The following is an 11,131-nucleotide window of genomic DNA, read 5'->3' as shown; positions in this document are numbered from 1 at the left end:
CTCTTCTGATTTGTTAGCGCAACCAGTAGATCACACTTCATCGTGCCTTTCACTTTTTCTGGGGATTCCTCAGCCCCTGGGGAGAGAGGTTATTCATAGCCCTTTTAGTAACTTATCAACAAATTCCGGTACCACCGCACTCGCCAGCCCGTACTGTTTCTCTTCAAATTCACTGCCCACCTGACTCGGTTCCAGGTTCAGTTCAACGGTGTGCGCGCCGTGCAGTTTTGCCTCGTGCACAAAGCCAGCCGCAGGATAAACATGCCCTGAGGTGCCAATGGCGATAAAGATATCAGCCATTGAGATCGCATGATAAATCTCATCCATACCCAGCGGCATCTCGCCAAACCAGACCACATGCGGACGCAGCGGCGCGGGGAACTGGCAGCAGTGGCACTTATCATCGGCGGCAACATCCTGCGTCCAGTCCAGCACCTGCCCGCTTTGACTACAGCGCACTTTCAGCAGTTCACCATGCATATGAATAATGTGCTTATTACCGGCGCGCTCATGCAGATTGTCGATATTTTGCGTCACCAGCAAAAAGCGGTCACCCAGCGCCTCTTCAAGCTTTGCCAGCGCCAGATGGGCAGCATTGGGCGCGATTTCCGGCAACTGAAGCTGCCGACGACGGGCGTTATAAAAGGACTGCACCAGCTGAGGATTGCGGGCGAACCCTTCCGGCGTGGCGACATCTTCCACATGATGCTCTTCCCACAGGCCGTCCGCTGCACGGAACGTCCTGATCCCGGATTCGGCAGAAATACCCGCCCCGGTCAGTACCACGACTCTTGGTTTATCCATAACTTCCGGCACCACAGTATCATCGCGAAAAAAGATCCGCTGGCGTAAGCGCTCACGCAGGCGGCGTTTATTACGGCGAAAACGGCTGAGACGATGTGACCGACGAGATTGCATATCATCCTCTCAGGATTAATCAGTAAGGTGAAGAAACGCCGCGCCTCGCATGCCGCCCGCATCGCCGTGACGGGCAATTTCAATACGAGGAACCCGGGCTACGGGTAGCAGGCTGGCTGGAAGCCGCGGTGCTAACAGGGTAGTCAACGCGGAGAAATTCGACAAACCGCCGCCAATGACCAGCAGATCCGGATCCACTATAGTCAGTATATTGCCAAGACACACGGCCAGCAGGTCGGCATAACGTTCCACATGGGCCTGGGCTCTGGCATCGCCCTGCTGCTGGCGCGCAATAATTTGCGGGGCGGTGAGCGTCTCACCATAGACATGGTGATACAGCCAGGCAAAACCACGCCCGGACAAATAATTCTCAATACAGCCCAGCTTGCCGCAACCACAGCGGGTTAAGGGGAAATCAAAGCCCATCAGGGTCAGCGCATCCACCGGCAGCCGGATATGACCAAATTCGCCGGTGATAAAACTGCGGCCGGTCAGCGATTTGCCCTTTGCCACCAGCCCGCCACCCACCCCGGTGCCCAGTATTAATCCCATCACCAGCGGGTACTGGCGAAATTCATCATCCCAGGCTTCGGAGAGGGTAAAACAGTTGGCGTCGTTGTCGATCCGCACCTTACGCCCCAACAATACGCTGAGATCGCGAAGCAAGGGTTTGCCGCTGGCGGCGGGAACATTGGTGGCGTACAGGGAGCCATCGGCGGTTTGCGGGATCCCCGGAATACCGACCCCGACGCTACCCTGGCAAGCAAAGCGGCTGTCGGCTTCGGCCACCAGTTGGGCGATAGCCTGTAAAAATGTGGCGTAGCTGTCAGTCGGCGTGGCAATACGCTTTTCCCATAGCAAACGCCGGGTCTCGTCAAAGACCCCGAGCGCAATTTTGCTGCCGCCAATATCAAATCCGTAATACATCCACCCTCCCTGAAAAGCCAGGTTTACTGACCGCTAAGGACTCGCGCCGGATCGATATTACTGGCGCGTCGCGCCGGATACCAGCTGGCCAGCAGACTAAGCAACAGCGCCGTTACCAGCACATAAACCACGTCAAGGACATGCAGTTCTGAAGGTAAAAAGTCGATAAAATAGATATCACCCGACAAGAACCGATGGCCAATCACCTTCTGTATCAGATTAATAATCGATGTCAGTTGCAGCGCCGCCACCACGCCAATCACCACGCCACACAGGCTTCCCAGTAAACCCGCCAGCAGGCCGTACCAGACGAAAATAGCGCGGATCAAGCCATCCTTCGCCCCCAGCGTACGCAGCACCGCAATGTCACTGCTCTTATCTTTGACGGCCATTACCAGGGTGGAAACGATATTGAAACAGGCGACGCCGATCACCAGCACCATCGCCAGATACATGATGGCGCGGATCATCTGAATGTCGCGGTACATATAGCCATACTTGCCAATCCAGCTCTTGATATACACATAGCTGTTGGTCACTTCACCGGCGTTACGCACCAGCTGGCTGGCGTTGAAGACATCGTTCACTTTGATGGCGATACCGGTCACACTGCTGCCCATATCCAGATATTGCTGGGCATCAGCCAGGGGAACCATAGCAAAAGCATGATCGAGCTGACCACTCAGCTGCAGTATCCCGGTAACATGCAGTCTGACGCGTTTGGGTTGCAGCAATTTACTCTCGCTGCTGGCGTTGGGGATCATAATGGATACCCAGTCGCCCTGTTTCACGTTCAGGGCATCTGCAACACCTTTACCCAGGATTATCTGCTGCTCGCCGGGCTTAAATGCCTGCCAGGCATCAGCCTGAATAAAGCGCGGCAATGCACTCAGCTGCGACTCCTGTTGCGGATTAACCCCTTTGACCTGAATGGCGCGCAGGTTGGTCCCGCTCTCCACGAGTCCGGTGAAATTAACATAGGGCGCAGCCGCCAGAATACCCGGAACCTTCTCCACTTTTGCCAGCGCGTCGTTCCAGTTATTCCACGGCTGGTTAACCGGTTCGATTTCACCGTGAGGCACCACCGCCAGAATGCGGTTGTTAAGTTCACGCTCAAAGCCGTTCATCGCGCTCAGACCAACAATCAGCACCGCCACGCCGAGGGCAATCCCGACGGTAGAAATAATCGAGATCAGCGACACCATGCCGCTACGGCGACGGCCCCGGCTAAAGCGCAGGGCAATCAGTAAGGAAAGCGATGAGGACATTACTCCGCCCCCATCAGGGTGAGATCGGTGGTCAGGCGTCCGTCACGCATTTCCATCTGGCGGTTCATGCGCTTCGCCAGTTGCAGGTCGTGGGTCACCACCAGAAAAGCGGTCCCCTGAGAGGCGTTCAGCTCACCAAGCAGCTGGAAAATACTGTCGGCATTGCGGGCATCAAGGTTACCTGTCGGCTCATCCGCCAGCACCAGACGCGGGTTGTTAACCAGCGCGCGGGCAATCGCCACACGCTGACGTTCCCCACCGGAAAGTTCAGAAGGACGGTGGCTGGCACGATGCTCAAGCCCGACCGAGCGCAACATTTCGCGGGCGCGTTTGTCGATTTCAGCTGGTTTATGTTTGCCAATCAGCAGCGGCATGGCAACGTTTTCCAGCGCCGTGAAGTCCGGCAGCAGATGGTGAAACTGGTAGATAAATCCGAGCTCACGGTTACGCAGTTCCGCTTTGGCCGCTGACGACAGTTTGCTCATGGACTGGTTATCAAACACCACATCGCCGGAGGTTGGCGTATCCAGGCCGCCCAACAGATGCAGCAGCGTACTTTTCCCGGAGCCGGACGTCCCAACAATCGCCAACATTTCCCCCTTGCCCACGCTAAAACTCACATCGTGCAGGACATCAGTTTGCACGTTGCCTTCCTGATAGCGTTTGCACAGGTTGTCGCATTGCAGCAGGATATTATTCATAACGTAAAGCCTCAGCGGGTTGAGTGGCGGCAGCGCGCCAGGAAGGGTACAGCGTAGAAAGCAGCGCAATGGCCATCGCCACCAGCGCAATCACCACCACCTGAAGCGGATCGATGGCCACAGGTAAGGCTGCGCCGTCAAGCAGCGCGCCGATAATCGGCATCAGGTTATTCAACTGGCTCGCCAGCAGCGTCCCCAGCACGGCACCGAGCAGCGCGCCAATAATACCGGCACTGGCCCCCTGCACCATAAAGACAGCCATAATCTGGCGCGGCGTCAGCCCCTGGGTTTGCAGAATCGCCACTTCGCCCTGTTTTTCCATCACCATCAGTCCAAGGGAAGTGATGATGTTAAATGCCGCGACCGCCACAATCAGGCTTAACAGCAGTCCCATCATATTTTTTTCCATGCGCACGGCCTGGAAGAGCTCGCCTTTGCGCTCACGCCAGTCCTGCCATTTCGTCCCCTGCGGTAAGGTTTGTTGGCTTAGCGCATCAACCTGCAACGGCGCATCCAGCCACAGTCGCCAGCCAGTAATGTTTCCCGCCGGGTAGCGCAGCAGACGCGAAGCATCCTGGATATTGACCAGCATCTGGTAATCATCCACCTCGCTGCTGGCGGCAAAAGTACCGACGACGGTAAACAGGCGCTGGCTCGGTAAACGCCCCATCGGCGTGAACTGGCTGGCTGAAGGAACCATCAGACGAATTTGATCGCCGCGGTTTACCCCAAGCTGCCCGGCAAGCCCTTCGCCGAGAATAATATTGTACTGACCGGCCTCGAGGCTGGATTGCTGCACATTCACCAGAAAAGGAGTCAGCGGATCTTTTTGTGCCGGATCGATACCCAACATCACCCCCACCGCCACGCTGCGCGCGCTTTGCAGCACCACATCACCGGTGCTCAGCGGCGCAACACGGTTAACGCCCTGTAACTTAAGCCCGCTTGCGGGAAGCTGTTGCGGATTGATCGAGCCGTTTTGCGCCGATACCAGGGCCTGCGGCATCAGCCCCAGGATGTTATTTTGCAGCTCACGTTCGAAGCCATTCATGACTGACAGCACGGTCACCAGCGCCATCACGCCAAGCGTAATGCCGATAGTCGACAGCCAGGAAACAAAGCGACCAAAGCGGTCTGCTGCTCGCCCACGCATATAACGCAGGCCGATAAATAGAGTGACAGGTTGGTACATGAAATCCGTCTGATTGCTGGTAGCAGACTCAGGATTATATAAGCGAAAGCGGGGAGCGTAAATGAGCGAAACCGTAAGCGAAGTTCTCAGGGCGGGGGAAAAAATCCGAGAAATCAATTTGCTATTTCGCGCTATGTTCGAAGAAATGCGCCAGCGGCCCCCCGGACTTAACCTGATCCTAATCTGAAAATAACCAAATACAGACGGTTTCCCATTACACCCGGCCCTTCACCCGCCAGGATTAACTGCCTGAACTATGGCAACGTAAATGGCAAACAATGATGAAAAAAAAGACATTATGGATTAATCAGATCAAAGGGTTATGCATCTGCCTTGTGGTTATCTACCACTCGGTTATCACCTTCTACCCGCACCTTCTCGCCTTTGGACACCTCTGGTCGCAGACCCTTTCGAAGTGCTGGATTTACTTCAATCTCTACCTTGCCCCCTTTCGTATGCCAGTGTTCTTCTTTATCTCAGGTTTCCTGATCCGCCGCTACGTCGCGGACGTTCCCTGGAAAGAGACGCTCGATAAACGGATCTGGCAGATATTTTACGTTCTGATGCTCTGGGGCATCATCCAGTGGCTGGCGCTAAGCCAGATTAATGCCTGGCTGGCCCCGGAGCGTGATTTGAGCAATGCCGCCAACGCGGCTTACGCCGACAACATCAGCGAATTTCTGCACGGTATGCTCACCGCCAGCACCAGCCTCTGGTACCTCTACGCGCTGGTGGTCTATTTTATCGTCTGCAAACTGGTCAGCCGTTGGGCTTTACCTGCCCTGCTCGCCATGGGGTTGATGAGTATCGCCATCAACTTCCTGCCGCTGCCGTGGTGGGGGATGAACAGCGTCCTGCGCAACATGATCTACTACAGCCTGGGCGCCTGGTATGGCGCAACGCTTATGGAGTGGGTCAAAACCCTGCCCCTGCGTCGTTACGCCCTGATCCTCATCCCTGGTTTGTTCGCCGCAATCGCGCTGTGGTTTCTAAATGTTCCTTTATTGCTAAGCCTGTTTTCCGTGGTGGGTATCTTGCGGCTGTTCTATGCATTTGAAACCCGCTTTGGCGCCAGTGAAAGCTCGCTGCTCAATATTGTTGGCACTAACACCCTGGCAATCTACACCACTCACCGCATTCTGATTGAGGCGTTTAGTCTGGCGTTGCTGGCTCCGCTGAATGCTGAACGCTGGCCGCCGGCGCTGGAGCTTGCGCTGCTGCTGAGCTATCCGTTTCTCAGTCTGTTAGCCTGCACGCTGGTAGGCCTGGGGGTGCGTAAACTTTCCGCCCTGCTGTTTGCGGATCTTTTTTTCACGCCGCCTGCGAAGCTACGCCCGGCACCGTCACTGTGTTAAAGCGATGCGTTGAGGTTGGCGAACCGGGCACAATTGCGGATAATAAAGGGATTGCGTATCAGCGATATGCCCCCATATCAGGGCATATCCTTAAGAGACTCTGACTCTATCTATGCCTGAACAATACCGTTATTCCCTGCCCGTAAAAGCTGGCGATCACCGCCAGCTTGGCGAACTGACTGGTTCTGCGTGTGCGACAGAAGTGGCTGAAATTATCACCCGCCACAAAGGCCCGGTGGTGTTAATTGCTCCGGATATGCAAAACGCTCTGCGTTTGCAGGATGAGGTAGCCCAGTTCACCCAGAGCATGGTGATAAACCTTGCCGACTGGGAAACGCTCCCCTACGACAGCTTCTCGCCACACCAGGAGATCATCTCCTCAAGACTGGCGACGCTCTATCAGCTTCCCACCATGCAGCGCGGCGTTTTGATTGTGTCAGTCAATACGCTAATGCAGCGCGTCTGCCCGCACAGCTATCTGCACGGTCACGCGCTGGTGATGAAAAAAGGGCAGCGTCTGTCCCGGGATGCACTGCGGGCACAACTCGACAGCGCAGGCTATCGCCATGTCGATCAGGTCATGGAGCACGGTGAATACGCCACCCGCGGCGCACTGCTGGATCTCTTCCCGATGGGCAGTCCGCAGCCCTATCGCCTCGATTTCTTTGATGATGAAATTGACAGCCTGCGTCTGTTTGACGCCGACACCCAGCGCACGCTGGAAGAAGTCGACGCCATTAATCTGCTGCCTGCCCATGAATTCCCGACGGACAAAAACGCTATTGAGCTGTTCAGAAGCCAGTGGCGTGACAGGTTCGACGTTAAACGCGATGCCGAACATATTTACCAGCAGGTGAGTAAAGGCACGTTGCCAACCGGGATCGAATACTGGCAGCCGCTATTTTTCAGCGAACCCCTGCCCTCTCTGTTCAGCTATTTCCCGGCCAGTACCCTGCTTGTGAATACGGGGGATCTCGAAACCAGCGCCGGGCGCTTTAGCCAGGAAACCCAGGCCCGTTTTGAAAACCGTGGCGTGGACCCGATGCGTCCGTTGCTGGAGCCTGAACTATTATGGTTGCGGGTGGATGAGCTGTTCAGCGAACTCAAACGCTGGCCCCGCGTACAGTTAAAAACTGAACATCTGAGCGACAAAGCGGCCCATACCAACCTTGGCTATCAGCGCTTGCCGGATCTTGCGGTTCAGGCCCAGCAGAAGTCACCGCTGGACAACCTGCGTAAATTCCTTGAGTCCTTTAGCGGGCCGGTGGTCTTTTCGGTTGAAAGTGAAGGCCGTCGTGAAGCGCTGGGAGAACTGCTGGCGCGAATCAAGGTCGCGCCGAAGCAAATTTTGCATCTTGATGATGCTGAAAAAAGCGGTCGCTATCTGATCGTGGGGGCTGCCGAACATGGCTTTATCGATACCCTGCGTAACCGGGCACTGATTTGTGAAAGCGACCTGCTGGGTGAGCGCGTTGCCCGTCGCCGTCAGGACAGCCGCCGGACCATCAATCCGGATACCCTGATCCGCAATCTGGCGGAACTGCATACAGGTCAGCCGGTGGTCCATCTTGAGCACGGAGTTGGTCGTTATGCGGGTATGACGACCCTCGAAGCCGGTGGCATCAAAGGTGAATACCTGATGCTGACCTACGCCGGTGACGCCAAACTCTATGTCCCCGTCTCCTCTTTGCATCTGATTAGCCGCTATGCAGGCGGTGCCGAAGAGAATGCGCCATTGCATAAACTGGGCAGCGATGCCTGGTCGCGCGCGCGGCAAAAAGCGGCAGAAAAAGTGCGTGACGTGGCCGCCGAACTGCTGGATATCTACGCCCAGCGTGCAGCAAAAGCCGGTTTTGCTTTCAAACACGACCGCGAGCAGTATCAACTGTTCTGCGACAGTTTCCCCTTTGAAACGACTCCGGATCAGGCCCAGGCCATCAATGCCGTATTGAGCGATATGTGTCAGCCGCTGGCGATGGACCGACTGGTGTGCGGCGATGTGGGCTTCGGCAAAACAGAAGTGGCAATGCGTGCAGCCTTCCTGGCGATTGAGAATAATAAGCAGGTCGCGGTGCTGGTGCCGACCACCCTGCTGGCGCAGCAGCACTTCGACAACTTCCGCGATCGTTTTGCCAACTGGCCGGTACGCATTGAGATGCTTTCCCGCTTCCGTAGCGCCAAAGAGCAGACGCAGATTCTGGAGCAGGCCGCGGACGGCAAAATCGACATTCTGATTGGCACCCATAAATTGCTGCAAAGCGATGTGAAGTTAAAAGACCTGGGGCTGCTGGTGGTCGACGAAGAGCACCGCTTTGGCGTCCGTCATAAAGAGCGGATTAAGGCCATGCGGGCCGATGTCGATATTCTGACCCTCACTGCGACGCCTATCCCACGAACCCTGAATATGGCGATGAGCGGTATGCGCGATCTGTCGATCATCGCCACCCCGCCGGCTCGTCGTCTGGCAGTGAAAACCTTTGTTCGCCAGTATGACAATCTGGTGGTGCGCGAAGCGATCCTGCGTGAAGTACTGCGTGGCGGCCAGGTCTATTATCTCTATAACGATGTCGAAAATATCCAGAAAGCCGCCGATCGGCTGGCAGAACTGGTACCGGAAGCGCGGATTGCCATTGGTCACGGCCAGATGCGCGAGCGTGAGCTTGAACGGGTGATGAACGATTTCCACCATCAGCGTTTTAATGTGCTGGTTTGTACCACCATCATTGAAACCGGGATCGATATCCCAACCGCCAACACCATCATTATTGAGCGGGCAGATCACTTTGGCCTCGCCCAGCTTCATCAGCTTCGTGGTCGCGTTGGCCGTTCTCATCATCAGGCCTATGCCTGGTTACTGACGCCGCATCCGAAAGCCATGTCCACCGATGCCCAAAAACGGCTGGAGGCTATTGCTTCGCTGGAAGACCTGGGGGCAGGTTTTGCGCTGGCGACCCATGACCTTGAGATCCGTGGCGCCGGTGAGTTACTGGGGGAAGATCAGAGCGGATCGATGGAAACCATCGGCTTCTCACTCTATATGGAACTGCTGGAAAGCGCCGTCGATGCCCTGAAGGCCGGTCGTGAGCCGTCGCTGGAGGATCTCACCAGCCAGCAGACCGAAGTCGAATTACGCATGCCTTCTCTGCTGCCGGATGATTTTATCCCTGACGTCAACACGCGGCTCTCTTTCTACAAGCGGATCGCCAGCGCGAAGAATGAAAACGAGCTGGATGAAATTAAAGTGGAGCTGATCGACCGCTTTGGTCTGCTGCCGGATGCGGCACGTACGCTGCTGGATATTGCCCGTCTGCGTCAGCAGGCGCAAAAACTGGGGATCCGCAAACTGGAAGGCAATGAAAAAGGCGGCAGCATTGAGTTTAATGAGAAGAACCATGTCAATCCGGCGTGGTTGATTGGTTTGTTGCAAAAACAACCGCAGCACTTCCGCCTCGACGGCCCGACGCGCCTCAAGTTCTTCCAGGATCTGGCGGAGCGCAAAAACCGTTTAGACTGGGTGCGCAGCTTTATGCAGCAACTGGAGCAGAACGCGATAGCCTGATCATTCAACCGGGCCAGCGTCCAGTCTGGCCCGGTATTTCACGGCAATATTTACAAACACTTTGCACTCTTCCTGCACTTCCCGACACAACCCCCGGCCATAATTCCAGAGCACAGTTTCATAAAAATAACCTTATGATTTATATGGATTATGATAATGATAAAACATTCGCATTTCGTTCTCTGGGCATTGCTGATCGTCAGTTCGCTGCTGCTGCCCGCCAGAGCCAACACCTGGCCTCTGCCAGCGGCAGGTAGCCGGGTGGTCGGGGAAAACCGTTACCACGTGGTGGAAAACGACGGCGGATCGCTGGAGGCAATAGCCAAAAGATACAATGTGGGATTTCTGGCGCTATTGCAGGCAAATCCGGGGGTCGATCCCTATGTACCGCGCGCCGGAAGCGTGCTGACTATTCCGCTGCAAACCCTGTTGCCGGATGCGCCGCGTCAGGGCATCGTGATTAATCTCGCCGAACTGCGTCTTTATTACTATCCGCCAGGTAAAAATGAAGTGACCGTTTACCCCATCGGCATCGGCCAACTGGATAGCGATACTCTGACGCCAACCATGGTGACCACCGTGTCGGATAAACGGGCAAACCCCACTTGGACGCCAACCGCGAATATTCGTGCTCGCTATAAAGCCCAGGGTATTGATTTACCTGCGGTATTACCTGCTGGTCCGGACAACCCAATGGGCCATCATGCGATTCGCCTTGCAGCTTATGGTGGTGTCTATCTGATCCATGGCACTAACGCCGATTTCGGCATAGGTATGCGCGTCAGCTCTGGCTGTATTCGCCTGCGTGATAACGACATCCTGGCCTTGTTCAACGTTGTGACGCCAGGGACAAAAGTGAATATCATCAATACCCCAATTAAATCTTCCGTCGAACCCAACGGCACCAGGCTTGTTGAAGTGCATCAGCCATTATCAAAATCTATTGATGATGACCCGCAGCTGTTACCCATCGCCCTGAATGCAGCCATGCAAGCCTTCAGGAATGCGCCACAAAGTGAAGCTGAAGTATTTGATCATGCCATAGAAGTCCGCTCCGGGATGCCGGTGGATGTCACCCGACATGAAGCCCCACCGTCACAGACACTCTGAGCTGCAAACAGAGAAGGCCCCGAAATGGGTAATGCCGATCAGTTAAGGATCGGTTGACCGATCCTTAATCTGCGGCACTATAACGGCTTCCACAACAGGGA

The 11,131-nt window shown here is 55.4% G+C and carries 8 protein-coding genes; 3 read left to right on the top strand and 5 right to left on the bottom strand.

Annotation, left to right across the window (positions count from 1 at the left end; all coding sequences use genetic code 11):
- Window positions 1-93: 93 nt before the first annotated feature.
- The 5 genes from cobB to lolC are packed head-to-tail and all read right to left on the bottom strand — an operon-like array spanning window position 94 to window position 5,006.
- Window positions 94-918 carry a Sir2 family NAD+-dependent deacetylase gene (cobB, locus tag ACSZO4_RS22590; RefSeq protein WP_437891295.1) on the bottom strand — a complete coding sequence of 275 codons (825 nt, stop codon included), beginning with the start codon at window positions 916-918 and terminating at the stop codon, window positions 94-96.
- A gap of 15 nt (window positions 919-933) precedes the next feature.
- Window positions 934-1,845, bottom strand: a complete 912-nt coding sequence (gene nagK / locus ACSZO4_RS22585; protein WP_437891294.1) for an N-acetylglucosamine kinase — start codon at window positions 1,843-1,845, stop codon at window positions 934-936.
- A gap of 23 nt (window positions 1,846-1,868) precedes the next feature.
- On the bottom strand, window positions 1,869-3,113 hold the full coding sequence (gene lolE, locus ACSZO4_RS22580; protein WP_437891293.1) for a lipoprotein-releasing ABC transporter permease subunit LolE: 1,245 nt from the start codon (window positions 3,111-3,113) through the stop codon (window positions 1,869-1,871).
- Complete coding sequence (lolD, locus tag ACSZO4_RS22575; RefSeq protein WP_437891292.1) at window positions 3,113-3,814, bottom strand: lipoprotein-releasing ABC transporter ATP-binding protein LolD; 702 nt, start codon at window positions 3,812-3,814, stop codon at window positions 3,113-3,115. The genes lolE and lolD overlap by 1 nt, the downstream gene beginning before the upstream one ends.
- The gene (gene lolC / locus ACSZO4_RS22570) at window positions 3,807-5,006 is read right to left on the bottom strand and encodes a lipoprotein-releasing ABC transporter permease subunit LolC (RefSeq protein ID WP_437891291.1); all 1,200 of its coding nucleotides are present in this window, start codon (window positions 5,004-5,006) and stop codon (window positions 3,807-3,809) included. The genes lolD and lolC overlap by 8 nt, the downstream gene beginning before the upstream one ends.
- A 281-nt stretch (window positions 5,007-5,287) precedes the next feature.
- Between lolC and ACSZO4_RS22565 the strand changes: the two genes are divergently transcribed.
- From ACSZO4_RS22565 to ldtC, 3 genes are all read left to right on the top strand, one after another.
- The gene (locus tag ACSZO4_RS22565; RefSeq protein ID WP_437891296.1) at window positions 5,288-6,361 is read left to right on the top strand and encodes an acyltransferase family protein; all 1,074 of its coding nucleotides are present in this window, start codon (window positions 5,288-5,290) and stop codon (window positions 6,359-6,361) included.
- Between the two features lie 112 nt (window positions 6,362-6,473).
- Entirely contained in the window at window positions 6,474-9,920 is a 3,447-nt protein-coding gene (mfd, locus tag ACSZO4_RS22560; protein ID WP_437891290.1) for a transcription-repair coupling factor, read from the top strand.
- Window positions 9,921-10,076: 156 nt separating this feature from the next.
- Window positions 10,077-11,030, top strand: a complete 954-nt coding sequence (ldtC, locus tag ACSZO4_RS22555) for a L,D-transpeptidase LdtC (protein WP_437891289.1) — start codon at window positions 10,077-10,079, stop codon at window positions 11,028-11,030.
- Window positions 11,031-11,131: the final 101 nt, after the last annotated feature.

It is taken from the genome of Phytobacter sp. V91 (genome assembly GCF_965644225.1).
In the GTDB taxonomy this organism is placed as follows: domain Bacteria; phylum Pseudomonadota; class Gammaproteobacteria; order Enterobacterales; family Enterobacteriaceae; genus CBFFRJ01.
This window is presented reverse-complemented; position numbering and strand designations above follow the sequence as displayed.

Coding starts and splice junctions, on each gene's coding strand:
- cobB (WP_437891295.1), bottom strand. CDS start 918: ATGCAATCTCGTCGGTCACATCGTCTCAGCCGTTTTCGCCGTAATAAA.
- nagK (WP_437891294.1), bottom strand. CDS start 1,845: ATGTATTACGGATTTGATATTGGCGGCAGCAAAATTGCGCTCGGGGTC.
- lolE (WP_437891293.1), bottom strand. CDS start 3,113: ATGTCCTCATCGCTTTCCTTACTGATTGCCCTGCGCTTTAGCCGGGGC.
- lolD (WP_437891292.1), bottom strand. CDS start 3,814: ATGAATAATATCCTGCTGCAATGCGACAACCTGTGCAAACGCTATCAG.
- lolC (WP_437891291.1), bottom strand. CDS start 5,006: ATGTACCAACCTGTCACTCTATTTATCGGCCTGCGTTATATGCGTGGG.
- ACSZO4_RS22565 (WP_437891296.1), top strand. CDS start 5,288: ATGAAAAAAAAGACATTATGGATTAATCAGATCAAAGGGTTATGCATC.
- mfd (WP_437891290.1), top strand. CDS start 6,474: ATGCCTGAACAATACCGTTATTCCCTGCCCGTAAAAGCTGGCGATCAC.
- ldtC (WP_437891289.1), top strand. CDS start 10,077: ATGATAAAACATTCGCATTTCGTTCTCTGGGCATTGCTGATCGTCAGT.